At 60.7% G+C, this 24,190-nt stretch carries 22 protein-coding genes and 1 other RNA gene; 6 read left to right on the top strand and 17 right to left on the bottom strand.

All coding sequences use genetic code 11. The features are described 5' to 3' along the window. Positions 1 to 159 precede the first annotated feature (159 nt). The 10 genes from ACFQDI_RS22505 to ACFQDI_RS22460 form a co-directional block, all read right to left on the bottom strand. The gene (locus ACFQDI_RS22505) at positions 160 to 717 is read right to left on the bottom strand and encodes a hypothetical protein (RefSeq protein ID WP_377171215.1); all 558 of its coding nucleotides are present in this window, start codon (positions 715 to 717) and stop codon (positions 160 to 162) included. A 345-nt stretch (positions 718 to 1,062) separates the two neighbouring features. After that, positions 1,063 to 1,938 carry a DMT family transporter gene (locus ACFQDI_RS22500; RefSeq protein ID WP_377171213.1) on the bottom strand — a complete coding sequence of 292 codons (876 nt, stop codon included), beginning with the start codon at positions 1,936 to 1,938 and terminating at the stop codon, positions 1,063 to 1,065. Between the two features lie 16 nt (positions 1,939 to 1,954). Then, the gene (locus ACFQDI_RS22495) at positions 1,955 to 2,572 is read right to left on the bottom strand and encodes a hypothetical protein (RefSeq protein WP_377171210.1); all 618 of its coding nucleotides are present in this window, start codon (positions 2,570 to 2,572) and stop codon (positions 1,955 to 1,957) included. 105 nt (positions 2,573 to 2,677) lie between these two features. Then, positions 2,678 to 3,106 (bottom strand): ribose 5-phosphate isomerase B, encoded by a 429-nt coding sequence (gene rpiB / locus ACFQDI_RS22490; protein ID WP_377171208.1) that lies wholly within the window; start codon positions 3,104 to 3,106, stop codon positions 2,678 to 2,680. Positions 3,107 to 3,286: 180 nt separating this feature from the next. Next, positions 3,287 to 3,889 carry a nitroreductase family protein gene (locus ACFQDI_RS22485; protein ID WP_377171206.1) on the bottom strand — a complete coding sequence of 201 codons (603 nt, stop codon included), beginning with the start codon at positions 3,887 to 3,889 and terminating at the stop codon, positions 3,287 to 3,289. A 297-nt stretch (positions 3,890 to 4,186) separates the two neighbouring features. Further along, positions 4,187 to 5,080, bottom strand: coding sequence for a YceI family protein (locus ACFQDI_RS22480; RefSeq protein ID WP_377171204.1), 894 nt, complete (start codon positions 5,078 to 5,080; stop codon positions 4,187 to 4,189). Continuing rightward, positions 5,077 to 5,571, bottom strand: coding sequence for a VOC family protein (locus ACFQDI_RS22475; RefSeq protein ID WP_377171202.1), 495 nt, complete (start codon positions 5,569 to 5,571; stop codon positions 5,077 to 5,079). Before ACFQDI_RS22475 ends, ACFQDI_RS22480 begins: the two co-directional genes overlap by 4 nt. Positions 5,572 to 5,680: 109 nt before the next feature. After that, positions 5,681 to 6,061 carry a DoxX family membrane protein gene (locus ACFQDI_RS22470; protein ID WP_377171199.1) on the bottom strand — a complete coding sequence of 127 codons (381 nt, stop codon included), beginning with the start codon at positions 6,059 to 6,061 and terminating at the stop codon, positions 5,681 to 5,683. A 60-nt stretch (positions 6,062 to 6,121) separates the two neighbouring features. After that, positions 6,122 to 6,826, bottom strand: coding sequence for a pirin family protein (locus tag ACFQDI_RS22465; protein WP_377171197.1), 705 nt, complete (start codon positions 6,824 to 6,826; stop codon positions 6,122 to 6,124). Positions 6,827 to 6,926: 100 nt separating this feature from the next. After that, entirely contained in the window at positions 6,927 to 8,978 is a 2,052-nt protein-coding gene (locus ACFQDI_RS22460) for a tetratricopeptide repeat protein (protein ID WP_377171195.1), read from the bottom strand. A 224-nt stretch (positions 8,979 to 9,202) separates the two neighbouring features. On the opposite strand from ACFQDI_RS22460, the gene ACFQDI_RS22455 reads away from it, so the two are divergent. After that, positions 9,203 to 9,949, top strand: a complete 747-nt coding sequence (locus ACFQDI_RS22455; protein ID WP_377171193.1) for a methyltransferase domain-containing protein — start codon at positions 9,203 to 9,205, stop codon at positions 9,947 to 9,949. 4 nt (positions 9,950 to 9,953) lie between these two features. Here ACFQDI_RS22455 and ACFQDI_RS22450 read toward each other — a convergent pair whose 3' ends face one another. The 4 genes from ACFQDI_RS22450 to ACFQDI_RS22435 form a co-directional block, all read right to left on the bottom strand. Then, the gene (locus ACFQDI_RS22450) at positions 9,954 to 10,769 is read right to left on the bottom strand and encodes an FkbM family methyltransferase (protein WP_377171191.1); all 816 of its coding nucleotides are present in this window, start codon (positions 10,767 to 10,769) and stop codon (positions 9,954 to 9,956) included. 19 nt (positions 10,770 to 10,788) lie between these two features. After that, on the bottom strand, positions 10,789 to 12,246 hold the full coding sequence (locus tag ACFQDI_RS22445; protein WP_377171188.1) for a glycosyltransferase: 1,458 nt from the start codon (positions 12,244 to 12,246) through the stop codon (positions 10,789 to 10,791). Between the two features lie 95 nt (positions 12,247 to 12,341). Next, positions 12,342 to 14,681 (bottom strand): outer membrane protein assembly factor BamB family protein, encoded by a 2,340-nt coding sequence (locus ACFQDI_RS22440; RefSeq protein ID WP_377171186.1) that lies wholly within the window; start codon positions 14,679 to 14,681, stop codon positions 12,342 to 12,344. A 384-nt stretch (positions 14,682 to 15,065) separates the two neighbouring features. Further along, the gene (locus ACFQDI_RS22435; protein WP_377171184.1) at positions 15,066 to 16,472 is read right to left on the bottom strand and encodes a DUF1501 domain-containing protein; all 1,407 of its coding nucleotides are present in this window, start codon (positions 16,470 to 16,472) and stop codon (positions 15,066 to 15,068) included. Between the two features lie 120 nt (positions 16,473 to 16,592). On the opposite strand from ACFQDI_RS22435, the gene ACFQDI_RS22430 reads away from it, so the two are divergent. Continuing rightward, a complete protein-coding gene (locus tag ACFQDI_RS22430; protein WP_377171182.1) occupies positions 16,593 to 17,495 on the top strand; it encodes a LysR family transcriptional regulator in 903 nt (300 codons plus the stop codon). Positions 17,496 to 17,636: 141 nt separating this feature from the next. Here the strand turns inward: ACFQDI_RS22430 and trpC are convergent, their stop codons facing one another. Then, positions 17,637 to 18,431 carry an indole-3-glycerol phosphate synthase TrpC gene (trpC, locus tag ACFQDI_RS22425; RefSeq protein WP_377171180.1) on the bottom strand — a complete coding sequence of 265 codons (795 nt, stop codon included), beginning with the start codon at positions 18,429 to 18,431 and terminating at the stop codon, positions 17,637 to 17,639. Positions 18,432 to 18,544: 113 nt separating this feature from the next. Here trpC and ACFQDI_RS22420 point away from each other — a divergent pair, with 113 nt between their 5' ends. Both ACFQDI_RS22420 and ACFQDI_RS22415 read left to right on the top strand, forming a co-directional pair. Then, complete coding sequence (locus ACFQDI_RS22420) at positions 18,545 to 18,805, top strand: acyl carrier protein (protein WP_377171178.1); 261 nt, start codon at positions 18,545 to 18,547, stop codon at positions 18,803 to 18,805. After that, the gene (locus ACFQDI_RS22415) at positions 18,805 to 20,094 is read left to right on the top strand and encodes a hypothetical protein (RefSeq protein WP_377171176.1); all 1,290 of its coding nucleotides are present in this window, start codon (positions 18,805 to 18,807) and stop codon (positions 20,092 to 20,094) included. Before ACFQDI_RS22420 ends, ACFQDI_RS22415 begins: the two co-directional genes overlap by 1 nt. 25 nt (positions 20,095 to 20,119) lie before the next feature. Here the strand turns inward: ACFQDI_RS22415 and ffs are convergent. After that, positions 20,120 to 20,214: signal recognition particle sRNA small type (gene ffs, locus ACFQDI_RS22410), an RNA gene on the bottom strand. Between the two features lie 137 nt (positions 20,215 to 20,351). On the opposite strand from ffs, the gene ACFQDI_RS22405 reads away from it, so the two are divergent. Both ACFQDI_RS22405 and ACFQDI_RS22400 read left to right on the top strand, forming a co-directional pair. Further along, positions 20,352 to 21,449 (top strand): hypothetical protein, encoded by a 1,098-nt coding sequence (locus tag ACFQDI_RS22405; protein ID WP_377171174.1) that lies wholly within the window; start codon positions 20,352 to 20,354, stop codon positions 21,447 to 21,449. Positions 21,450 to 21,497: 48 nt separating this feature from the next. Next, positions 21,498 to 22,298: a hypothetical protein gene (locus ACFQDI_RS22400; RefSeq protein WP_377171172.1), complete on the top strand. Its 801-nt coding sequence runs from the start codon at positions 21,498 to 21,500 to the stop codon at positions 22,296 to 22,298. Positions 22,299 to 23,750: 1,452 nt separating this feature from the next. Here the strand turns inward: ACFQDI_RS22400 and hisI are convergent. Then, a complete protein-coding gene (hisI, locus tag ACFQDI_RS22395) occupies positions 23,751 to 24,167 on the bottom strand; it encodes a phosphoribosyl-AMP cyclohydrolase (RefSeq protein ID WP_377171170.1) in 417 nt (138 codons plus the stop codon). Positions 24,168 to 24,190 lie beyond the last annotated feature (23 nt).

Here is a 24,190-nt window from a genome sequence, read left to right as displayed (position 1 = left end):
CCTTGAGTGCCCGCAGGCTCCCCGGAACGCTCTGCGGCAGGTTGGTGTAAAGGGCCAGCCTGCCGCAGCATCCAGACTGCGGCCAGCTTAGCCGCAATCACGATTGCAGAACAACCCCATCATACAAAGAGTGCCCATCGTACTTTGCGGCAATCGTTTTCAGGGGTCGGTGAGCTCGATGCACAATTTATCCTCGATGCGGCCTTTGAATTTCCAGACGCCGTCGATGCGAAGGGCGTCGTCGAGTTCGATGCGGAGCTTGGTGCCGTCTGCGGCGAGGAGATGGATGTCCACTTCGTCAAAGGCGGCATCGGGGTCGGCGGCATCGTCGTCGGGATCGACTTCGAGCTCCACGAATTTGAGGGCGGAGATGTCGCCAAAGTATTTGGTGATGAGGGCGCGGATTTCGTCGATGCGCTGCTGATTGCGGAGCCTGTCTTTCTCGCCGCGTTTCAGTTCTTTCTCGCGCTCTTTGTCCACATTGATCTCGGTGGGGGAGGTGCCGGAGGCGGCGAGGGCTTCGGCTGCTTTGAGCTTGGCGAGAGTTTCGGGCGAGTGCCAGCAGGCGGCGAGAGCCGCATCGTCTTTTGACTTGATGGCACTGACCAGAGTCTCCGCGAGGGCCTTGAGTTCCGGGGGCGGTGGGGTTTTGGGATCGTCGGCATGGAGGGCCGGGACGAGGCAGGAGGCGACGATGAAGCAGAGGAGGCGTTTCATGACGGTGCGAAGTAAGACAGGATGGCCGGAATTCAACTCACGGAAGTGACACGGAGAGGGGACGTGAATGCAAGGGAGCTGATGATTTACACCGCAAGAGATTAGAAGACCGCAGAGATGAGGTTTTGAGCCTGGCGCTTTTTGGTTTTCTCGAGAGCAGAGGGGAGTTTGGGTGCGATGCTCTTTTGCAAGGGAATGGAGAGCCAAGGAATGGGGATTTTGGTGAGGCAGTTCGGCGGATATGGGAATGCGGAGTGAAAGGATCGAGGACGAGCAGGAGGACGAGGCGGCCGAGACGAAGCGGAAGCGTGATGCGGACGGGCTTTGAGCTGCCACATTGATGGGTTATCGAGCGCGTGCGAGCCAGACGCCGAGAACAGCAATGATCATGCCGATGAGGGAGAGGCCGGTGAGGGTCTCGCCGAAGATGGCCCAGGCCATGAGGGCAGTGACGGCTGGGACGGTGTAGAAGAGGCTGGCGACGTTGACGGCGGTGCCGCTGCGGATGAGCCAGTTGAGGAGGCTGATGGCGCCGATGGAGAGAACGAGGGCGACCCAGCACAAGGCGAAGATGAACTGGCCGCCCCACTGGATGTGCATGGTCTCGGTGGTGAAGGCGAGGGCGGCGGTGATGAGCAGGCTGGCGGCGTATTGAACGACGGTACTGGTGCGGAGATCGAAGGCGGGGCAGTGGCGCTTCTGCCACAGGGTGCCGACGGTGATGCCAACGAGAGCGGCGATGGCGGGCACTGTCATGACGAAGGTGAGGCCGCTGCCGGTCTTGTGTGCGACAACGAGGATGGTGCCGAGGAAGCCGAGCGCGAGGCCGGACCACTGGCGCGGCAGGACGCGCTCGCCCAAGACGACGCCGGCAAAGGCTGCGGTGAAGAGGGGCTGGAGGGAGACGATCAAACTCAGGATGCCGGCGGGAAGGCCGAGGCGCAGGGACCAGACGCAGCCGCTGAGGTAGAGGGCGTGGATCATGAGGCCGGCGAAGGCGACGTGGGCGAGCTGCCCCCTGCCCTGCGGCCAAGGTGCACGGGTGAGGAGGGCGATGGGGATGAGGATGGCGAGGACGATGCAGTAGCGCAGCGTGAGGAAGGTGAAGGGCTCGGCGTAGGGGATGCCGAGCTTTGAGCCAATGAAGCCGCTGCTCCAGAGGAGGACGAAGAGCCATGGGATGATGGCGGTCCAGCGGGAAGAGGGAGAGGCGGGGGACATTTGAAAAAGCTGGAATTCAACGATTCAAACGCGTGCGCTTGCCCAGAGGGTCCAAAATGCCATTGAGACGCTTCACCACCGTTGCTCTTGCCTGATGTCGCAAAAACAGAGTTGGCACGTGCATTAAAAAATTTCGCCATCTGAAGCCAGCGCGATCACGGTGAGCTGCAGAAATGAAATCTCGCAAGACACGAGCAGACTCTTCATGGAACGCCCACAAAGTTTCATTTTTGTAGTCAATTTGATAATAGGCATCTGCCGGCCATTTCAAAGTGTGCTGAGCGCGAAAGTGGCAGGAACCACAGTCTATCGCTCCAATATCCAAGCCATTGTTACCTCGCAGATAAACTGAGTGCTCCCAGTCTGCGGCGGCATAGCCCTCCGGCAACTCCCGAATGGAGTCAGTCGTGCGTCCATGCAGTCCTGCATGGAAAATGGCTGCATGCCACTTATGCCCGCAGTGGTCCTTCATGAGACGATATTCAAACTGATCGCTCTGCTGAAAGAACGGCACATCTTTTTTCTCCCGAATCCGGACGATTTCACTGAATTCAAAATACGCCTTCGCAGTGCAATTCGGACAGCGCACATCCAAGATGTGCGGCATTCCGTTCCACTCATAGGGTGCCGTCATATTTTTCGAAACCTGTTCCCGCTGATCCCTTGGCCCATTTTGCACAGGCGCGGCTTGAACTGCATAGACTGCACGACCGGGCCGCAATCAAGCACAGAAAAAATGTCATTCATCGAGCTGCTGAATACGCGCGAGGTGGCGGCCGCCTTCGAAGGGGGTGGTGAGGAAGGTGTCCACGATTTGCAGAGCCGTGGGGAGATCCATCATGCGCTCGCCGAGGGAGAGGACGTTGGCGTCATTGTGGAGGCGGGTAAGGCGTGCGGATTCGAGATTCCAGCAGAGGCCGCAACGGATGCCGCGGACGCGGTTGGCGGTGATGGCCTCGCCATTGCCGGAGCCGCCGAGGACGATGCCGCGCTCGAATTTACCCGCAGCGACGGCTTCGGCTACGGGGCGGATGAATTTGGGATAGTCGACGGGGTCGGTGGAGTGGGTGCCGAAGTCCTCGACTTCATGGCCTGCGGCCTGCAGGTGCTGGAGGATGGCCTGCTTGTAGAGATAGCCGGCGTGGTCTGAGCCGATGGCGATTTTCATGATGAGGGTTTAGCAGATATTTGAGGAGAAGGGAACTGCGCTCATCCACGCTGAGCAGGTCCCCTCACCCCGACCCTCTCCCCGAAGAGGCCTATTCGTTGGCATCGCAGGTCAGGGGCGGGGAGAGGGAGACTGCTATGCGCGCCCAAGATTAATCGGGCTCAAATCATGCATGATGCATTAGAAGTGATCGCGGATGACGACTTCGTCATAGGCGAGCTGGCCGGGTTTGGGCCAGGCGGGCTGGGTGCCTTTGCCGACGGCGATCATGAAGGAGATGACGTGGTCTTCGGGGAGATTGATGATTTTGGCGACGGCGTCGAAGTCAAAGCCGTCCATGGGGCAGGAGTCGTAGCCCATGGCTTTGGCGGCGAGCATGATGGTCATGCCGGCGAGGCCGCAGGAGCGCATGCATTCGTCGCGCTGGACCTGATCGCGGCCGGAGTAGTACTGGCCGATGGCGGGGACGAGGAAGTCCTGAACGGGCTGGGGTGCGTTTTTCCAATAGCGTGCGGGGTCTTTCTTCCATGAGTCCTTGTCTGCACACATGACGATGAGGAGGGAGGCGTCGGTGACCTGGGCCTGATCCCAGGCGGAGGCGCGGATTTGCTTCCGCACTTCAGGGTCGAGCACGGTGACGAAGCGCCAGTTTTGGATGTTGAAGGCGGTGGGGGCCTGCATGGCGGCTTCGAGAAGCTGATGAATTTCAGCTTCGGTCATGCGATGGGCGGGGTCGTAGTGCTTGATGCCGCGGCGGGTTTGGATGGCTTCGAGGGTGTTCATGGAGGGAGGTGGATTACGGTGGTTTACTGTTGGTGATGATGGCTGACGGTTGTTTCCGGAGGGATCAGGCGAGATTTGAGAAATGGGGATTCGATTGGATGCGGTTTGTTTTGGGGCAGCGGGAAAACTCCAGCGCGGGTGTTACGAGTGTGCGCGAATGAAGGTGGACGGGATTTTGGTCTGTGAGTGGATAGCGCATGCCGGAGGATATGCTAGGCATGAGGTAAAGTGGGTGCGGGTGCCGAGGGTGATGGGAGGGCGCTGACCGACAGACAATGAGTGTCTGTCGTACTTTGATCATGGGCGTTTGGCGTGGAGCTTGATGTGGAGGTGGACGTGGTCGTTGACGACGTGTTTGCCGAGGAAGGCGAAGAGCCTGCCGGAGCCGTAGTGGCTGCCGAACTGGGTGCGGTCGAGCTCAAACTGTGCCTGGCCGGTGAGGTGGTCTGCGTCTGAGGCGGCAATGACGGCGGGGAAGCTGAGGGGCTGGGTGACGCCGCGCAGGGTGATGGTGCCGTGGAGGGTGTAGTTTGGCGTGCCGGGGGTGCAGGATGGGAGAGGAGTGGCGCTCTCGCAGATGAATTCGGCGGTGGGAAAGCGATCCACGGCGAAGAAGTCGTCATCGCGCAGATGGCGGATGAGCATGGCGTTGTAGGCGGTGTCGACGAGATCGTCGCAGGCGATGCTGTTCATGTCCAAAGTGAAGCGGGCGGACTGGAGGGTGCCGTTTTGCACTTCGATGTGGCCGCCGGAGAGCCTGAGGGTGCCGTGGTGATGATTGAAGAGATTGCGTCCGGTCCAGCGGACGAGGCTGGTTTCGGTGTCGAGATTGTAGTGGCCGTGGGGTGTGGCGGAGCCAGGGGTGGCGTGGGAGCCTTCGAGGGGCAGGTTGTTGCGCTGCCACTCGGCGATGCCGCCGGTGAAGGCGGACACGTTGGTGTAGCCGGCTTTGGTCAGCTTTTCGGCGGCGGTGGTGGCGTCCAAGGAGTCGCCGCCGGCGCCGTAGAGGATGATCGCGCTGGATTTGTCGGGGATGAGTTCGGTGACTTTGGAAACGAAGATGGTTTCGTAGACGCAGGCGTTGATGGCGCCGGGGAGGTGGCCGCAGTCGAAGTGCTCCTCCGGGAGGACGTGGATGAGGGTGGCGCCGCCCTTCTGCGCCTGGAGTTCGGAGAGGGAGATGGTTTTCATGATTGTGGAGGAGCTTCGGCGAGCAGGGCGTCGAGGTCGAGAGGTTCGGTGGTCATGGAGAGTTCGCCGCTGGAGCTGCGGGGCCAGAGGGAGGGAGCGCGATCGACGTAGAGTTCGAGGCCGTTGCCGTCGGGATCGTGGAGGTAGAGGGCTTCGCTGACGCCGTGGTCGGAGGCACCGTCGAGGGGGATTTTGTTTTGGATGAGGCGGCGCAGGGCCTCTGCCAAGGAGGCGCGGTCGGGGTAGAGAATGGCGACGTGGAAGAGGCCGGTGTTGCCGCGAGGCGGGGCTTTGCCGCCACGGCTTTCCCAGGTGTTGAGACCGATGTGATGATGGTAGCCGCCAGCGGAGACGAAGGCGGCCTGGGTGCCGTAGCGCTGGGTGAGCTGGAAGCCGAGCACCTCGCAATAGAAGGCGAGGGAGCGCTCCAGGTCTGACACTTTGAGATGGACGTGGCCGATGCGGACGTCAGGGTGGATGGGCGGGGACATGGGGAAGTTTGCGGTTGCTGGCCGTTGTTTGCGATGGTTTGCCGTTGTTTCCAGATCCCAGAGAAGCGGGCCGGATTCGGGGGTGAATCCGGCCCACGCGGGGGATAGGTTATTTGGCGGCGAAGAGGGTGCTGAGGTAGTCTTTGCGACCGGAGAGGGCGACGAGGGAGAGGACTCCGAGGACGACCGGCATTTCATAACCGCCTTTGACGAGGAAGAAGTGGTAGAGGGCGATGTTTACCACCACGGGGCCGACGAGGGTGAGGGCGAGGTTGGTGAAGCGGCCGCTGAGGAGCAGGAGACCGCCGGTGACTTCGAGGACCTTCACGACGTCGAGATAACCGCTGCCAAAGATGGAGAACATGAAGTTGGCGGCGGGAGTGCCTTCTTTAGGAAGCGGGATATCGATGTAGTGGAACCACATGTTGAAGCCGAAGACGACGAAGATGAGGCCGAGGAGGAGGCGGGCGATGGTGGGGATGTGTTTCATGGGAGTTTGCTGTTGTTGGCTGTTGTTTGCGATGGTTTGCAGTTGTTTTTCAGAGGGGGATTATGCGAGGTCGAAGAGGAGGGCTTCGACGGGTTGGGTGGCGGTGAGGGTGAGGGTTCCGGTGTCGTCGGTGCTGACGGCGTCTCCGGGATTGAGGGTGGTGGTGCCGTTGACGGTGAGGGTGCCTTTGATGAGCTGGAGCCAGGCGCCACGGCCGGCGGTGACTTCGTGGGCGGTGGATTTGCCGGCTTCAAGGCGCACGCGGTAGATGTCGGCATCCTGATGGATGGTGGCGGAGCCGTCGCGACCGTCGGAGGAGATGACGAGGACCTTCTCGGCGGTTTCATGCTCGGGCTTGGGGTGCCATTCGGTGTAGCTGGGTTTCAGGCCATTTTGGCGGGGACGAATCCAGATTTGCAGGAGGCTGCCGGGTTCAGTCTGGGAGGGATTGAACTCGCTGTGGGTGACGCCGCTGCCGGCGCTCATGAGCTGGATCTGGCCGGGGAGGAGGGTGCGGCCGTTGCCCATGCTGTCCTTGTGCGCGAGTGCGCCGTAGAGGATGTAGCTGAAGATTTCCATGTCGCGGTGCGGATGGGTGGGGAAACCTGCGCCGCCGGCGATGACGTCCTGATTGATGACGCGAAGGCTGCGGAAGCCCATGTGCGCCGGATCGTAATAGTCTGCAAAGCTGAAGGTGTGGTAGGTGTCGAGCCAGCCGTGGTTGGCGTGGCCGCGTTCGTTGGAGAGGCGAAGTTTGAGTTTCATAACGACGCTGTACTCGCGCCGAGGGCGTCAAACCTCCAATGCCACTTGCTTCACAAGTTCATGCTTGAAGGTAATGATCTGAGATCAGACCTTGCGGGGCTTATTCGCGCCAGGGAGATCCGGACTCATAAGCCATTCTCTCCTGCAAGCACTGCTGCATGAGAGGTGCATTTCCCTGATCGCGGGCGATGGCCGTGACCTGCTGAACGATCTGGATGGCTTTGTCATACTGACCGGTTTCAGCATAGGCGGCGGCGAGGGTATGCATGAGGTGGGGCCTGCTGCCTCCCGGGAGCTGCAAGGCGTATCCCGCCAGAGACAAAGCTTTGGCACCATCCCGCACGGAGTCCTGGCGGCTGGTGGCAAGCAACCAGGCGAGATTGTTGAGGGCGAGGAGGTGCTGCGGATTTTTTTGCAAGACCTTCCGGTAGCAGCCTGCTGCGAGATCCACCTGGCCGAGCTTTGCACATGCCATGCCCTGACCGGCCATGGCATCCAGATTTGCCGGGTCAGCAGCGAGCGCCTTCTGATAGCTTTCGAGCGCTTCGGAAGCTTCACCTGACTGAAGCAGGGCATTGCCGAGGCCGCAGAGATTGGCAGTGTCAGGCTGAATGCCGACGGCTGTCTGATAATGGGAGACGGCCTGGGGGAAGTCGCCCATGCAAAGCGACACATAAGCAAGGCCGCTGTGGGCGGAGGCGGTCTGAGGCTCTGCCATGACGACACGCTGCAGACAGACCTGGGCCTCCTGCAGCCGCCCTGTCTGAACCATGTGGATGCCCACGACCAGATTGGCCCGGGTGATAAGCGGGCTGATTTTCAGGGCACGCTGATAGACGGACACGGCATCGTCCATGCGACCTGCATCGACCAAGGAATTTCCCAAACCGGAAAGGGAAGCGTAGTCCTCCGGGTTGCATTCGACGGCATGAGACCAAAGGCTGACGCTGTCCCGCCAGTGTGTGACCTGCTTCCTGGCAGTGACTGTGAGGGTGACAATAGAGAGGACTGCCAAGCCACCCGCGAGCAGTCTGCGTGCAGGGCTGGTGCCGGCCCAGAGGGCGATGGGCCATGCGATCATCAGACCCAGGCCAATCATGGCCAGATAGGTGTAGCGGTCCGCATGAGCCTGATCACCCGCCTGGGTGTACAAACCGATCACAGGGACGAGCATGCCCACATACCAAAGCCAGCCGACAGGCAGGAATGATTTTTTGCGCTGCCACACAACGATGGCCGTGATGGAGAGCAAGGCGCCGCCTGACAGAAAGATGTGACCGAGGTCGAGGCTGGTGCGGGCATTGGGATCGAGGAGATTGATGCCCGGATAGGGGTAAAAGCAGCTCAGACCTGCGGGCCAGAAAGTCTGCCGGATGTAAATGCCGTAGGACAGCACGGCGTTGCCAGCACGATAGTACCAAGGCAATCTGGCCCACAGGACATCGTGGCTGGAACCGTGGCCACCGAGCGTGATGACGGCGACAATGGCGGCCATGACCAAGAGGGGGATTTTCTCCAGCAAAAGCCGTTTCAAAGGCACCGTGCCGAGGCGGTTCAGGGGCCATAGATCCACCAGGAGGAGCACGCAGGGGAGTGTCACGAGCATGGGCTTGCTCATCATCGCCAGCGCGGCGAAAAGCAGCATGAGCAGGTAGCCGGGCCACCGGAAAGCACGAGCAGCAAAACGATGATAAGCGCCGAGCGCGAGGACAAAGAACAAGCCGCTGAGCACATCTTTTCTCTCCGCCACCCAGGCCACGGACTCGACATGCAAGGGATGCACGGCAAAGAGAGCCGCCACGAAAGCCGAACGCCACAGCGCCGCAGTCATGCCATGCAGCACGAGAAACAAAGCCACGGCCGTGAGCGCATGCAGGGCGACGCTCATGAGATGATGCGCTCCGGCATTCAGGCCGAACAAGCTCACATCGAGCATGTGAGACAGGAGGCTCAGGGGCCGCCAGTAGTCGGCATCCTGGGCGTCCTTGCCGATGCCCGCAGTCAGGGACCACTTCACATTTTCCCAAGTCAGGCCGCGCAGCACATGCTTGTTGTTGGACACAAACACGCCGTCATCAAAGTTCAGAAAGGTGAATCCGCGAGTCTGCCAATAAATCAGGCCCACGAGGAGCAGGAGAAGCCCGCAGATCATGACCACCGTCCCATGGGGCCTGACAAAGCTGGGTTGAGCTGTGACAGGATGGCCGGCCGGGAGGGTTTCTGCCACCGGAGCCTTACCCCGTTTGGGTGATGTTCCCCGTCTGGGTAATTCGCGATGCGCCATGGATGGACAAACTGGAGGCGTCCATTATACAATGAAACAAACCGCCGCAATTTGTTTGTCGCCGCCGACAAGACGGACCGAGCAGAACCCCCGTGAAAGAACAGCACAACCTTGAGATTCATCGCAACCGAGAGGCGTGGCAGCGGAAGCCACTGCTGCGCCAGGTGTATCAGGACTTTCACCGGCTGATAGCAGCCCATCTCATCCGTGGCAGCAGCGGACTGACGGTCGAACTGGGTTCGGGGATTGGCAGCATCAAGCAAACCGTGCCTGAGTGCCTCACGTCCGATCTGTTTCCCAATCCGTGGCTGGACCGGCAGGAGAATGCGTACCGGCTGAGCTTTGCGGACGGTGAAGTCACGAATCTGATTCTCTTTGATGTGTGGCATCATCTCGAACATCCAGGCACGGCGCTGGCGGAGTGCCGCCGTGTGCTGGCGCCGCAGGGGCGGCTGATTGTTTTTGAGCCTGGCATGGGGCTGCTGGGACGGCTGGTGTACTCCTTGGGACACCCTGAGCCGGTGGCTTTTCACCAGCCCGTCGAGTGGTTTGCGCCGCCTGATTTCAATGTGGCCGATCCGCCCTACTTTGCGGCGCAGTCACGCGCTCACCGCCTTTTCGTCCGAGGCGAGCAACGCGAAGAGCTGGCGGGGTGGCGTGTGCTCAAGGTGGTGCCGCTGGCATCGCTGGCGTATTTTCTCTCGGGCGGCTTTTCCAAACCGCAGATGTGCCCCACTGTGCTGCACCCCTGCGTGCGTCTGCTTGATTCGCTCCTTGCGCGCCTGCCGTCTTTGTTCGCAGTGCGTCTGCTCGTCGTGCTGGAAAAAAGCGCGGACTGAGCGCTCAGCATGCCGAGGCAAGCACGTCGATGCCGCCACGACGTGACACGCGCGCCAAAGCCTTTTCGTCAAAGGGCCTGCCGGTGTGCAACGCCGTCATGCGATAGCCGGCTCCGAGCACGTCCGCATAATCTTTGAGCGTGAGACGGTTTTCTTCGAGGAGGTACGGACACATTTCCAGAATGATCCGAGGGCGGCTGGCGGCGAGGAGCTTTTGCGCGCCAGCAAGGACTTCGTATTCGTGCCCGTCTGTGTCGATCTTGATGAGATGCACCTTGGGAATCTGGTGTACCTCCACGTAGTCGTCCAGACTCGTGCGCGTTGCGACGGCCTCCATTTTGAGACCGAAGTGGACGTCATGCACCTCGGCACCGGCGGTGTCATCCAAACGCCAGCTTGAGTAGGCCTTGGCCTCCAGCAGGGTTCCGGAGGTGGCGCCGACAAAACAGGGATTCACGGTCACCCTTGAGGAGAGCGAGGGATTCAGCTCCAGATTACGCCTGAGCTTTTCAAGTGCGTAGCAGGTGGGCTCGAAGCTGTGGATCTGCGCCGAGGGATGCCGCCGTGCCAAGGGCAGCGTGATGGCTCCGATGTTTGCGCCCACATCCAAAATGACCGCGTCAACCGCTCCCGGCGAAACCGAGAGGACGTGATTTTGAAATCCGCCGAAGAGAAAGATCGACAAATCAATGCCCTCGCGCAGATCAAGCTGGTAGCGCACCCCTGAGCGCGTGACGGTCTGCCGATCCTGAAAGCCCGAGAGTTTCAGCAGACGGTAGAAAAGACGCGCGAGCCTGATTTTGGATTCGGTGGAGAGCAAAAAAAGCGAGGGTGGAAGTTCAGACAAACTTCAGTTTTCTGGCTGCGAACCAAACCATGCGCAGCAGCAGCCAGCCGTGCGACCAGCGGTGGATGTTTGTCGAGCCATAGGTGCGGTCAGCGTAGTGAATGGGGACATCCATGATGCGCAAACCCAGCTTTTCCGCACCGAAGAGGAGATCGAAATCGCCGAAGGGATCGAACTCGCCAAAGTAGGCGCGGCCTGCGGCGAGACGCTCGTAGTTTTGCCGAAGCATGGCCTTGGAACCGCAGAGGGTGTCTTTGACGGGCTGACCGAGCAGCCAGGAAAAGATCAGGCCGAAAGCCTTGTTGGCGCAGAGATTGAGAAAACGCATGGCCTCCTGCTGCATGGGATAAACGAGCCTGACGCCGTTGGCGAACTCGGCTCTCCCTGAAGCGATGGCGGCGTAGAATTTGGGAAGCTCCTCCGGCTGCACGGTCAGATCTGCGTCCAGGATCATGACGATGTCTCCCGTCGCTACAGCAAAGCCTGCGCGGACGGCGTCCCCCTTCCCCTTGCCAGACTGCTGAAGGCAGGTGATGCGCCTGCTGGGGAATGCTTTGGCCACGCGCTGAATTTCCTCCCAGGTGCTATCGGTGGAATGGCCTTCCACGAAGATGATCTCGGTGCCTGCGCCCATTGTGGGTATGCGGGCGACAGCCGCCTCGATATTGCCGGCCTCATTGCGTGCGGGAATGATGACGGAGACGGTCTGCGGTTTGAGCGTGGCCGGGGGCTGAGGGCGTGCGGTGGAAAAAATGGCGAGGCAGAAGGGCCGAAGGAGCGGCGCCAGCCAGCGATTGAGCAACACCTCAAGCCCGAGTGCGCGGAACGGCCAGAGGATGCGGGTGGTACAGCCGACCTCCTCCCAGCCGGAGAGTGCGAGCAGATTGCGCACATCCTCATGCGAAAGCCAGTTGGTCTCAGGCTGAAGCGTGCGCATTCGCGTGAGGGCGGCCATGGCGGAGAGCGGACGCCAGAGGTTGTTGAAAAAATTGATGATCAGCCGTGTGCGCTCATGACTCACGTGATGGAGCCGCTCAAAGATCATCTGCACATCCGCAGCATGATTGATGGTCTCCGAGATGATGATGAAGTCGAACTGCTGAGCGAGTGACAATGTCTCGCCCGCCTGCACATGGAACTCGCCACCGGGCATGCGAGCCCGTGCTTTTTGAATCTGGCGCTCTGACACGTCTATGCCGACACGCCTGCGCCCATGCAGCAGTGAGAGAAGCCTGCCGTCGCCACAGCCGACCTCAAGAACACTGGCGTCTGGCGGGATCTGCAGATTGTAGTAGCGGGCGAGCATTTCGTGATACGTCTGCGCAGCCCATCCCTGCCGCAGGGCGGGGTCATCGTAGAAAGCAGTCATGGACTGCAGCCGCTCAGCCACCCGGGGAGGAAGCATGGCAAGGTCTGGCGAAAGAGCCTCGGCTGGTTTCTGAGATGTCATGGACCGACATCATGGCATCATCTTTTCAAAAGTGCATGATTTTCATCCGTCCTTGAATGGGCGGATGCTGAAGACGGCCTTTTACAGCCCAGCGATTACTGGCGGGCTTTGACGACTTTCACGAGCGGACGGTAGCCGTACTCGTTGAGGAGGGCGATGGCGCCGCGATCGCTGGAGTCGCGGGCGACGTCTGACCAGGAGTTAAGGGCGTTGTAGATGCTGTCCATGGCGGCTTCGAGGGACTCGGCGCGGGTGGCAGCATCGTGGGATTTGTAGAGGGACTCGATGGCGCTGATGTAGTGGAAGGTGAATTCGAGGCGCTTGGCGTTGTAGAGTGTGAAGGTGCGGGAGCCTTCGCGGGCGCGGGTGTTGGCGCGGTACATTTCGTTCATGGCGGTGGCGTAGAAGGCTTTGGCCTCGGTGAGCCATTCAGGGAGGGCTTTCTTGGAGTGCAGATGGCGCAGGAGCATGTCGGGCGCGGGGATGCCGAGAGCGGGGTCGTTTTTGGCGATGAGCTGAGCGGCTTTGTCGATGGCCTGGAAGCCGAGCCACATGCGCTCGGCGACGCCTTCGCCACACATGGGCGTGACGAAATCGCTCAGGGCCTTTTCGCTGGCGAAGTCGTTTTTGGGCAGGACGGATGCGGCCACGGGCTCTGCGGTGGTGATTTCGAAACCGAGCTTGCCGGCGTGCTCGCGGAAGCGCGCGGTGATGGCGGCGACGTCGGGATTTTGAAAGACTGAGGCGCCGTGGAAGGCTTTGCGGCCGCCGGTGTCACCATCGACGCGGATGGGGGTGAAGGGGGCGACTTTTGCGGGGATGGCGATGGTGGTGTATTTTAACTTTTGGAGACGCTGGAGGAGCTGTTCGAGCTCGTCCTGAGTCCAGGATTCCTGGCCCATGGCGTTGCCGGTGTAGCCATTCCAGACACGCGAGCCATGCGGGGGCTGGGCGGTGATGAGTTCGATGGTGTCGGACGGAGTGGTCCCCTGCCCTGCGACTGCAAGAGCAGGTGCGGAGGCGGTGGCGGAGACGCAGAGGAGGCTTTCGCGAGTGCGGACGAAGAGGCGGCCATCGGCGATGGCGGGTGTGGCGATGATTTCCTCTCCCATGTCGTGCTTGGCGAGGACTTTGAGCTGGGGCGCGTCTTCGAGTTCGACGATGAAGCCGTTTTTGGCAGCGATGTAGACTTTGCCAGCGGCAGCGATGGGGGAGGCGAAGTAGTCGCCGAAGTTGCCGAGACGGCTGCGGTCCCAGAGGGTTTTGCCGTTCTTCGCATCGTAGCAACTGGACATGCCGCCGCTTTTGACGACGTAGATGCGGTCGTTGAAGAAGAGGGGCGAGGAGAGGTTTGAGGGAGTCTTGGGGTCGATGTTCCAGAGGACGTGGGTCTTGGTGACATCGCCACTGCCGCCGCCTTTGATGGCCTGGATGATGTTGCCGCCTGCGGCCATGTTGTCGGGGGATTGGAAGGCGGTGTCGATTTCCTCAGGATCAATGAGGCCGTTTTTGTTTTTGTCGGAAGTGTCGAAGCGTTCGTGGAACTCTTTGGGAGTTTCTTCGCGGGAGAGGATTTTGTCCTGGTTGGTGTCGAGCCATTCGAGCAGGGCATGCTTCAGGGTGCGGGTGGAGTCGCCGTAGCTTTGAACGGCGATGTAGATGACGCCGTCATGCACGACAGGCGAGGTCATGATGGTGCGGAGGAGGGTGTTGCAGGTCCAAAGCTCCTGGCCGCTGGCGGGGTCGTAGCCTTTGAGCTTTCCGCTGCCAGCGATGACGAGGTCGGTGCGGCCATTGACCTCGCAGAGGACGGGGAGCGCGTAGCCGGCGAGCATGTCCTTGCGCGGGGTCTTCCATTTTTCTTTGCCGGTTTTTGAATCGACGGCAAGGACGAAGGGGGCGAGGTCGTCGTCCTGGCAGAAGATGACGGTGTCTTTGTAAACGATGGGAGAGGAGGCGGCGCCCCAGTCCATGAGATAAGCGGGGCGAGTCATGGAGTGACGCCAGACTTCCTGGCCGGTGGCGAAGTCGAAGGCGAGGAGGCCAATGGTGCTGAAATAGACGTAGACACGCTGGCCATCGGTGGCGGGAGTGGAGGAAGCGTGGCTGTTGGGCGGGGTGATACGCGGGAGGGTGCCGGTGTCGAAATCGGTACGCCAGAGTTGTTTGCCGGTGGCGGCGTCAAAGCTGAAGACGCCGAGCTTTTGGTCTCCGAGCATGGCGGTGGTGAAGACGCGGCCGTTTTTGATGATGGGAGAGCCGATGCCGTCGCCGATTTTGGCTTTCCAGGCGATGTTTTTTTCGGCGGAGAAGTCCGAGGGGAGATTTGGGGAGGCGGAGATGCCGGTGCCGTTGGTGCCGCGGAACTGGGGCCAGTCTTCGGCGTGGAGGGTGATGGAGAGAAGCAGGGCGGCGAGGAGGATGAGGCGATGCATGTGAGGCATTAGTTCAAAGGTGTTGATCTTGGAGTCGGCGGGGCGCACAGCCTGCGGCGGTGGTACACTGAGGACGCTGCTGGTGCGCGCGGTGTGCGAAGAAGGCGCTGGGTTTGCTTTCCAATATGCTTGCTGGCATACCCAGGGTCGCCTCGCTGAGGATCGGCTGACCCTGGGCTGTATTCCGCAGCCCCTTTGGGGCTGGTGCCCGCGCGGAGTTAAGTGACGAAAGGGAAGGGCGTTCTCTCAGGAGAACGTGGAGTGCTGGCATCGCTGCTGAAGGTCTTCGCCTTCTCCCTCCCCTGCCCCGGTGTTCTGACAGGATGGAACTAACGACAGCCCGCCTTGACCGAGTGGCATTCATGCGAGGCATCATGAAAAGGATCAGCCGAAGAGTTCGGTGAGGGGCTTGCCTTCATCGAGGAGGTTGTAGGCGCGGCCGAGCTTGTCCTTGGCTTCGAGGTCCTGGATGCCCATGGCGTAATAGACGGTCTTGGTGATGTCTTCGGGGTAGATGGGGCGGTCCTTGGGGAGCTCGGCGCGGGCGTCGGTTTCGCCAACGACCTGGCCGCCACGGATACCAGCCCCTGCCATGAGGACGCTCATGCAGGAGGTCCAGTGATCGCGGCCTGCGCCGAGGGTGCCACCAGAGCGGCGGTCGCCGACTTTGGGCATGCGACCCATTTCGCTGGTGACGAGGACGAGTGTTTCATCGAGCAGGCCACGGGAGGACATGTCCTCCATGAAGGCGGAGAAGGCCTGATCAAACTGCGGGAGGAGGTACTTGCGAAGGCAGTTGAAGTTGTCGCCGTGGGTGTCCCAGCCGCCGGCGCTTTTGCATTGCTTGGCGATGCTTTCGTCTTCCTTCCAGAAGACGGTGACGAAGGGGACGCCGGCTTCGACAAGGCGGCGTGCCATGAGGAGGCTGGTGCCGTTGATGGTGTGGCCGTAGCGCTCGCGCAGTTTGTCGGGCTCTGACTTGATGTCGAAGGCGTTTGAGGTGCCGCTGGATGAGAGGAGGTCAAAGGCACGCTCCTGCTGCTTCACGTAGTTTTGGACTGCGGCTTCGTGATCGAGCTCACGGCGGGCCTGATTCATGGCGTTGAGCAGGGCGTGGCGGTCCTGCATGCGTGCGGCGCTCATGGCACCGGACATGGAGATGGTGGGGGCGCTGAAGTTCAGGGGTTCGTCAAAGCTGCCGGTAAGATAGAAGGGATCGTGCTCCATGCCGATGCGGCCTGCGAACTGGCCGGGGCGGGTGAAGGGCAGCTTGCTGGGCTTGTGCGGCAGAGAAATGATCTGCGGGAGTGAAGGGTGCGGGGGGCGCTTCATGCCGACGACGCTGCCCATGTAGGGCCAGTCTTCGGGATAGGGGCGGCGGTCGTTGCCCTGCTGCTTGAAGGTGAGATCGGGGGCGTGGCCGGTGAGATTGTAATAGTAGCCGGCGTGGTGGTCGCCAGTGGCGCGACCGCCATCGGTGACGCCATGGACGAGGGCGAAGTTGTGCGCTTGTTTGGCGAGGAGGGGCAGGTGCTCGCAGAGGCGGATGTCTGAGCCGGTGGTGCGGATGGGCCTGAACTCGCCGCGAAACTCCAGGGGGGCTTCGGGCTTCATGTCCCACATGTCGATGTGGGAGGCGCCGCCGCAGAGGAAGAAGAGGACGGTGGATTTGGCAGGCTTTGCAAGGGTGGCGGCGGGAACTCCGGGGCCGGTGGAAGCTTTTAGTGCAGGGCCGCAACGCAGCGATGCGAGGCCCAGCGTCGAGGCCGTGAGAAAGGCCCGGCGGTCCATTGAGGGACGAAAAAGCGGTGAGTCCATAAAATGCGCGCAAGCCACCTACGTTCGCCAAAAGGCCGCCTTACGGATGAGCGGACGATTTGCGCATGGGGCGGGTCTGTGGTCTGATCCGGGGTGGAATTTCACCAGCTTCGTTACTTCATCGCCGCCGCCGAGGATTTGAGCATTTCTGCCGCGGCCAAGCGACTGCATGTGACGCAGCCTGCGCTGAGCCGGCAGATCGGCGTGCTGGAGGCGGAGCTGGGTGTGGCGTTGTTTGACCGTATTCGGAAACGTATTTATCTGACTGAGGCGGGCCGATTTTTTTTGCCGAAGGCGAGGCAGATCGTGTGTGATGCGGAGACGAGCGCGCAGCAACTGCGGGAGCAGTATGGCAAGGCAAGGCGGACGCTGCGGCTGGGATTTCTGGCGCCGTTTCTGGATGACCTGGTGGTGCCTGCGGTGAGGGAATTCCGCCAGCGGCACCCGAAGGCGCAAGTGAGCCTGTTTGAGCTGCCACCGCGAGCACAGCTGGACCGGCTGAGGAACCATGAGCTGGATGCGGCGATCCTGGGGAACATCTCGGAGAGTGACCGCGCTTTTTTCAACACGCGGACGCTGTCACGGCACAAGATGGCGGCGCTGGTTTCGGAAGATCATGCGCTGGCGAAGAAGAAGGTGATCAAGCTGGCGGCACTGAAGGATGAGCGGTGGGTGTCGCTGTCTGATGCGTCCTTTCCGGGACGGCGTGAGTTTCTGAGGTCGATTTGCCAGCAGGCGGGGTTTGATCCGCAGATCGTGAGCGAGGTGGATTCGCTCTCGATGATGCTGGGGACGGTGACGACCCTGGGCGGGGTGGCGCTGATCCCGGAGCATGCCAGCAAGATGCCGCATGGGGGATGTGTGTTTGTGCCGCTGGCGGCGCCGGTGCCGACGACGGAACTGCTGCTGGTGCTGCCAAAGCAGGAGGCTAGCAAGGAGCTGACAACGCTGACGAGCCTGATCGCGGAGCTGGCGGCGCAGATAGCGAAGGGGTAGGGCGTGATTGGAGGGGTATAGCGAGGGGTGTCGCTTCGCTCAACCCTTCGCTACAGGCTTGGATGGCTCCTCCATCTAGGAGGCGTTTCCTATGCCGGAAGTGTTGCGGGGGCAGCCACTATATGGCCGCGATTATTCCTCCTATTCATGCGCCGCCGCTGTGGGGGCGCGGAAGAGGGGGAGGTCGGCGAGGATATTGGAGCTGCGCATGAGGGTCTCGCCGATGAGGAGGGAGTCGGCGCCGGCGGCGGCGAGGCGGGTGGCATCGGCGGGGGTTTTGATGCCGCTTTCGGCCACGAGGACGATGTCGTCGGGGACTTCCTCGGCGAGCTCTTCGGTGGTGGCGAGGTCGACGGTGAAGGACTTCAAGTTGCGGTTGTTCACGCCGATGATGCGGGCGTCTGTGGCGAGGGCGCGTTCGAGTTCGGGGAGATTGTGAACTTCGACGAGGGCATCGAGCTGGAAGGTGCTGGCGACTTCGAGGAGGTGCTCGAGGGTGGGCTGATCAAGAGCGGCGACGATAAGGAGGATGGCGTCGGCACCAGCGACGACGGCTTCGAAGATCTGGGCCTCGTGGATGATGAAGTCCTTGCGGAGGCAGGGGATGTCGAGCTGCTCGCGGATGAGCGAGAGGTATTCGAGTCGGCCCTGGAAGTATTTTTCGTCTGTGAGGACGGAGATGGCGCTGGCGCCGGCTTTTTCGTAGCCGCGGGCAATAGTGAGGGGATCGAAGTCCGCTGCGATGGTGCCTGCGGAGGGTGAGGCGCGCTTGACCTCGGCAATGATGCTGAGGCGGGTGGGGTCGGCACGGAGGGCGTCGTAAAAGGAACGGACGTCATTGCGCAAGGCGGCGGCGGCCCGGAGCTTTTCAGCGCGGGGCAGCAGGCGTTGCAGTTCGGTGTGCTTGTGGGCGATGATTTCGTCCAGCTTATTCATAGGGGGTGCGCATGGTGGCGGAGGGATGACGTTGTGCAACCCTCTACTGAGAGCAAAATAGGCATGCAGGGGATTCTTGACGTCCTATAGGATGCAGGCTCTTTCTACAAGGAATGCCTGAAGCGCCCATCAGTCCCGCTGCTGTGATCGAACTGCTGACCACAGAACACATCCTTGAACCCCAGGAACCCCTGGCCCCAGACACGGATCTCTTTTCCATGGGGCTGGACTCCATGGCCATGATGCAGCTGCTGCTGCAGATTGAGGAGAGGTTTGGACTGACGGTGAACCCAGCGGAGATGACGCGGGAGCGTTTTGCCACAGCGAGCGCGCTGGCGGGCTTTTTGGGTGAAAAACGCCGCCTGGCCGCGTGATGTCGATCCTGCCCGCCACCACGGTCGATTTTTTCCTCGCCGGACTGGAGTCTTTCATGCGCCAGAGCGGGCAAGGGACTCACTGGGGAGTGACCCTGGTGAGGCTGAAGGGCAGGCCTGACGAACGGGCTCTGAGACAGGCCTGGGAGGAGGTGCATGCCCAGCACCCGATGCTGGGGGCGCGGCTGAAACGTCAATGGCGTGGCTGGCGATGGGGGTGGGAAACGAGCGGGCCGATCCCGCCGCCCCCGATTGTCTGGCATGCTGCGCAGGAGCAGCCCCCGGGGGTGGAAATCATCCAAGAGCGGCTGCAGGGAAAAAGCAGCGAGGGTGAACTGAGCACGCCCCTGTGGATGGAAGTTTTTCCCTGGGGTGAAGAGGGCTGCCACAGCTTGATGCTGACGTGGCGGCATGCGCTGCTCGATGGGACGGGGGTCAATCTGCTGCTGGAAAAACTGGCGGCAGGAGGCTGCGCGCATGGACCGCCACCGCCGCCCCCTACACAGAGCGAGCCCCCTGGCCGGCTGTACCGGCGAGCCAAACCGCTGATGGACAGGCTGCAGGCGATGACCACGGCAGGCTGCCTCTCGGCGTGGATCAAGGGGATGCCGCAAAGAGGGAGACCTGAGTACCGGCTGATCGAGCTGAGCGCTGAAGAATCCAGCAGAGCCCTGACACGACTGCGGGAACTGTGCGGTGACTTCATGCAGATGCCTTTTTATGCGGCCGTCGCCGCGCGTGCGCTGAGGCTGCTGCATGAACGGCGCGGATGGAGCAGCCCGGAGATCCACCTGCAACTGCCGACGCAACTGCGAGGCAGGAGCCGGGAGCTGATCTTTGGGAATCACATGGGGTCGCTGCCGCTGTTTCTTGAGGCCAGTGCTCTAGGGAGCCTGGATGAGGCGGTCGCACATCTTTTAGTGAAATACCGTGAAGCGATGAAGCTGGGCACCCCGCAGGCCTCGGAGGCTCTCATGACGCTGGCCAGCTACCTGCCGCTGGGAGCATTCATCGGCGCGGTGCGCCTGACCAACCGGGGACAGATCTGCAGCCTTTTCCATTCCCACACCGGCACCTTCCTGAAAGGCTGCTCTGAGCTTGGCGGGGCGGAGGTGGAGAATGTCTTCACGATACCCAGTGTGTGCACGCCGCCAGGGCTGGGGATTTTTGCCTCGGACTATGCCGGAAGGATCACCGTGACAGTGGCCTGGAGGGGAGATTGCCTAGACCAAGCTGAGGCAGAAGCTCTGGAGGAGCGGATACGGTCGGATTTGACCGGCATTGCGTGAAAAACGTGTGCAATGAAGGAGATAAAAGTGCCAGGGAACCGCGACATGGACAGGCAGGCTGCCGTTGCTTCCGTCAGGACCTGGCGGGGTTCGCAAGCTGAACATCCGCGGCCCCTGACAAGGCTGATCTAGCCGCAGGGCTCACTGCACACAAGCAAGATTGCAGACTAAAGGCAAAATGGCTGAAAATTGGTGTTGTCGAAACCCAGCGGTTCCGGTAAAAATTAGTCTTTAAATTCTCAAATTACGCTTTTTGTATGGTCTGGAAAATCCTCTCTGCCCTCTCCGCCGTCTGCCTCGGCACCGCATGCTATTTCGCCTGGACCAACCAGAAATTGCTGGTGGAGGAGCGCAAACGCGAAGGTTTTGCGAAGGATAACCTGGCCGAAATCAGGGCTCACATCGCCAAAGCCGATGAGGCGAAAAAAGGCCGTGAAGCGCAGCGCGACATGGCGAACAAGGAGCTCGAAACCACCAAAACCTCCGTCGCAGATTTTGCCGCCAAGGTGCAGCAGGCCGAGGTGGAACTGGCTGCGGTGAAGACCAATCTGGAGCAGACGACCAAGGTGGTGACTCAAAACCAGAAGGAAATCGACGCCGCCGGAGACATTACCGCACTGCTGGCCCAGATCGAAGTCATCAAGAAGGAGCGCTCCGAGGCCGAAGCGGCGCTGGCCAACCAGATCCAGCATCTGGCGGCGGCACAGGAAAGAATCACGAAGCTGACGAATGCGGCCAAGGAAGCCGAAGAGCGTGAAGCACGTGGCCGCAGCGGCATCGTGGACGATGACTTCACGGCCAAAGTCGCCTACTCCTACACCGACTGGGGCTTTGTGGTTCTGAACAAGGGCAACGGTGGCGGTGTTTTTGCGAACGCAGACCTTGAAGTGAAACGTGGCAAAGACGTGGTGGCCAAGCTGAAGGTGCGCGATGTGGAGCAAAACTCCTCTGTGGCAGACCTGGTCAAGGGCAGCCTGGCCGAAGGCGAACACATCCGTGCGGGAGACCTGGTGGTCGCCGCCGCCGAGCAGAGCGCCAAGAAGGCAGCGGCTGCCGCCAAACCTGCGGAAGGAACAACGACACCTGCGGCCGCTGCACCTGCCGGAGGAGCAGCCCCGACAGCACCTGCGATGGGTGGAGATCCGTTTGGTGCGCCAGCAGCGGCTCCAGCGCCTGCTGCCCCTGCCATGGGCGGCGATCCGTTTGGTGCACCAGCAGCCGCTCCAGCGCCAGCAGCTGCGCCTGCCATGGGTGGTGATCCCTTCGGGACCGCCCCACCTGCAACGCCTCCAGCCGGTGGCGCGACGCCTCCCAGCACTGCCGATCCTTTTGGCACCGCCCCTCCCGCCAAGTAAGCACCGCCAGACGTTCGTCTCCTGATTTTTTCCCAGACTCCCTTTCCCATGACCAAAGTTCTTTTCATCCTTAGCGCAGTGGTGATCCTCGTAGCCAGCTTCTTTGCCTATCAAAACGGGCGGGAGTTTGCCGATGTGCGGACTAAAATCGCAGGCGTCAATGCGGAGATCATCGGCGAAAAGAAAAACCAGGACAAGCTGCTGCGTCCAGGCACGGGTGAGCTGCCGAAGCTGGCGGCTGAAATCGCCCGTGTGCAGGGAGATCTGGATGTCGAGGCGGAGAAGCTGAAGGCCCAGAGAAACAAACTGGCGCAGACACAGGAAGAGATCACACGCAACCAGGAAGAACTTGTCGTCAAAGAGAAGAAGAAGCAGGAGCAGGCTGAGCTCCTCAAGGGACTGCCCCAGGGCATGAAACCGGAAACGATGGCCGAGGACATCCAAAAGCTGAAGAAAGAGAAGCTGGAATTTGAAGCTCAGGCCGAGATCAAGAAGAAGGAAGTGGCCGCCGAAGAAGACAAGGTGGCAGGCATCCAGAAGCGTGTGGACGAGGTGATGCATAAGATCGAAGACCGCCGCAAAAACTTCGAGCGTAACAGCCTGAGCTCACGCGTGGTGGCTGTGAACTACGACTGGGGTTTTGTGATCATCGATGCCGGCAAGAGCGCGGGCCTGACCGAGCAGACCAAGCTGATCGTCACCCGTGGTGCTCAGACCGTGGGCAAAATCAGCATCATGTCCGTTGAGGGCAAGAATTCGATGGCTTCCATCGTGCCGAACGCTGTGGTCAACGGCCAGGTAATCATGCCAGGAGATCGCGTGATCCTCGAAAACCTGGTGCAAAACTGATTGTTCACGCGCATAGGTAGAGCCCTCATGAAGACACGATTGCTCAGCCTTCTGCTTTTGACCGTTATTTCTGCATGCACCCTTTCTTCCTGCGCTTCGGATGAGCCGAAACGCAAGAAAGTGGTGGGACCTGATGGGAGCCAGTACAGCAGTCTGCCCTGGAATCGACCACGGTCCTGGGAAGGCAATGCCAAGTACGGCGGCATGGTTCCGGGGAGCCGCTAGGCTGGGGCCCAAATATTCTGTCCGACTGCCCTGCAACGGAGTGGCCTGATTTGTCTGTGGCAGCTATTGCCTGTTGTTTTCAAATGGAAGAAGGCGCGGCTTGCCTGCCATAGGGGCCGCTGCACCCGCCGGAGCAAACGGCCATTCTTTTCAAGAGACGGTCCGACAAAGTGTGTCGCCTGCGGCGATGCGCTGGAAGCGCTCGAAGCCAGAGGGTAATGACGACGGCGGTTCGGCAGCCGTGGTTTTTAACTGTCCATGGTGGACTGGAGTTGGAGCAATACCTGACGGCTAACAACCGGTCTGTTATGAATGTCGATCAAAGCATTCTAAATGATCCCATGGCCGATTCATGGTGGTGAGTTCCCCTCCCCACGCCATGCATTCTTCAACAAATGCTTTTATCTTTGGGGAACCGCAGCGCAGATGGACTGCTGTAAGGCAGCCCGAAGGACGAGTGAAACACGAGTCAAAAGGCCGGTTTGAGGGGCTGCTGATACCACGCGCCGTTGAGAATGAGACCGGAGGCTGGACCAGCTCTCGAAAATCTTGTCACATTGCCCGGGCGGCGGATCGGCCCCATTGGCTGCGTTAGTCGCTTGCCTGTTATCTTCAAGAACTGGTCTAAAGCCAACCTTGGCGAGAAGAGTGTTGCATGACGGCGTAGGAGGGTCGTGGCGATACTTCGAAGCACGCCGTGCGAAGCATGAAGCCGGCTGTGAGCGTGCTGCAAAGAGCTTGGCATAGGAGAGTCCTCGTGGTCGGGCGGTTTGGCGGAGAAGGCGGTGGGTGTTGGAAAAACGCGCTCGACGCCAAACACGGCCGACCTACGGCCTGAGTGCCAGCCTCGCTTCTGTTTGAAGAAAACATCTCTGCTGCGCCCAGCACACAGACCTGTTTTCAACAGATCATGGGGTCAAAGCTCACGTCGCCTCGAAGTGTCTCCTCACCCGGCCTTTGACTTCGTCTGTCTTCGCTTCGCCACGGCTCCCCGAAGGCAACCCTGAAGCCATGGCATGAGCGGCGGGGAGAGGGGATTTGCTTTGCCGCCCAATGATACCCCGAGCATGAATCAATTTAAAATGCTCCAAGCACCACGGCCTTGCGCCCGATGCAGCGAGCGATTGAAACGGACCCGTTTTCAACAGGCCGTGGCATGACAAGCGCCGGTGAGGCTTGCCGGAGTGCGTGGGCTGCGGACTGCCTCGGACTGAGGAGGCCGGAGTCTTATGAAGCAGGCTCGAGCAGGGCTTCCCCGTCTGCTGCTTTGACGACGCGATAGAAGCAGGTGGGACGCTTGGTGTGGCAGCAGCCGCCGCCATGCTGCTTTACGCGAAGGACCAGGGCGTCCTGGTCACAGTCTGTGCGGATGTCGATGATTTCCTGAAATTCACCGCTGGTGGCGCCTTTGTGCCAGAGCTGGTTGCGGCTGCGGCTCCAGTAAACCGCCTGGCCGAGCTCCAGGGTCATTTTGAGAGACTGCTCGTTCATGTAGGCGAGCATGAGCGGGGCGCCGGTGTCTGCGTCCACCGCCATCGCTGGCATAAGACCGTGCTCATCAAATTTCGGCGCAAAGAGCATGCCTTCTTCAATGGCATGCTTCGAGTCACGGGCGGCAAAAGAAATGGGAGGTGATGCGGACATGGGACGGCCCTATGCTAGCGGCA

Source organism: Prosthecobacter fluviatilis (genome assembly GCF_042655725.1).
In the GTDB taxonomy this organism is placed as follows: domain Bacteria; phylum Verrucomicrobiota; class Verrucomicrobiia; order Verrucomicrobiales; family Verrucomicrobiaceae; genus Prosthecobacter; species Prosthecobacter fluviatilis.
Note: the sequence above shows the minus strand (reverse complement) of the source record. Positions and strands in the feature narration are given on the sequence as shown.

What these genes read in the sequence shown, in the direction of transcription:
- ACFQDI_RS22445 (WP_377171188.1), bottom strand. Translation starts at nt 12,246, where the DNA reads ATGACATCTCAGAAACCAGCCGAGGCTCTTTCGCCAGACCTTGCCATG.
- ACFQDI_RS22415 (WP_377171176.1), top strand. Translation starts at nt 18,805, where the DNA reads ATGTCGATCCTGCCCGCCACCACGGTCGATTTTTTCCTCGCCGGACTG.
- ACFQDI_RS22465 (WP_377171197.1), bottom strand. Translation starts at nt 6,826, where the DNA reads ATGAAACTCAAACTTCGCCTCTCCAACGAACGCGGCCACGCCAACCAC.
- ACFQDI_RS22505 (WP_377171215.1), bottom strand. Translation starts at nt 717, where the DNA reads ATGAAACGCCTCCTCTGCTTCATCGTCGCCTCCTGCCTCGTCCCGGCC.
- ACFQDI_RS22500 (WP_377171213.1), bottom strand. Translation starts at nt 1,938, where the DNA reads ATGTCCCCCGCCTCTCCCTCTTCCCGCTGGACCGCCATCATCCCATGG.
- rpiB (WP_377171208.1), bottom strand. Translation starts at nt 3,106, where the DNA reads ATGAAAATCGCCATCGGCTCAGACCACGCCGGCTATCTCTACAAGCAG.
- ACFQDI_RS22485 (WP_377171206.1), bottom strand. Translation starts at nt 3,889, where the DNA reads ATGAACACCCTCGAAGCCATCCAAACCCGCCGCGGCATCAAGCACTAC.
- ACFQDI_RS22475 (WP_377171202.1), bottom strand. Translation starts at nt 5,571, where the DNA reads ATGTCCCCGCCCATCCACCCTGACGTCCGCATCGGCCACGTCCATCTC.
- ACFQDI_RS22440 (WP_377171186.1), bottom strand. Translation starts at nt 14,681, where the DNA reads ATGCATCGCCTCATCCTCCTCGCCGCCCTGCTTCTCTCCATCACCCTC.
- hisI (WP_377171170.1), bottom strand. Translation starts at nt 24,167, where the DNA reads ATGTCCGCATCACCTCCCATTTCTTTTGCCGCCCGTGACTCGAAGCAT.
- ACFQDI_RS22400 (WP_377171172.1), top strand. Translation starts at nt 21,498, where the DNA reads ATGACCAAAGTTCTTTTCATCCTTAGCGCAGTGGTGATCCTCGTAGCC.
- trpC (WP_377171180.1), bottom strand. Translation starts at nt 18,431, where the DNA reads ATGAATAAGCTGGACGAAATCATCGCCCACAAGCACACCGAACTGCAA.
- ACFQDI_RS22460 (WP_377171195.1), bottom strand. Translation starts at nt 8,978, where the DNA reads ATGATCTGCGGGCTTCTCCTGCTCCTCGTGGGCCTGATTTATTGGCAG.
- ACFQDI_RS22405 (WP_377171174.1), top strand. Translation starts at nt 20,352, where the DNA reads ATGGTCTGGAAAATCCTCTCTGCCCTCTCCGCCGTCTGCCTCGGCACC.
- ACFQDI_RS22495 (WP_377171210.1), bottom strand. Translation starts at nt 2,572, where the DNA reads ATGACGGCACCCTATGAGTGGAACGGAATGCCGCACATCTTGGATGTG.
- ACFQDI_RS22420 (WP_377171178.1), top strand. Translation starts at nt 18,545, where the DNA reads ATGCCTGAAGCGCCCATCAGTCCCGCTGCTGTGATCGAACTGCTGACC.
- ACFQDI_RS22470 (WP_377171199.1), bottom strand. Translation starts at nt 6,061, where the DNA reads ATGAAACACATCCCCACCATCGCCCGCCTCCTCCTCGGCCTCATCTTC.
- ACFQDI_RS22480 (WP_377171204.1), bottom strand. Translation starts at nt 5,080, where the DNA reads ATGAAAACCATCTCCCTCTCCGAACTCCAGGCGCAGAAGGGCGGCGCC.
- ACFQDI_RS22435 (WP_377171184.1), bottom strand. Translation starts at nt 16,472, where the DNA reads ATGGACCGCCGGGCCTTTCTCACGGCCTCGACGCTGGGCCTCGCATCG.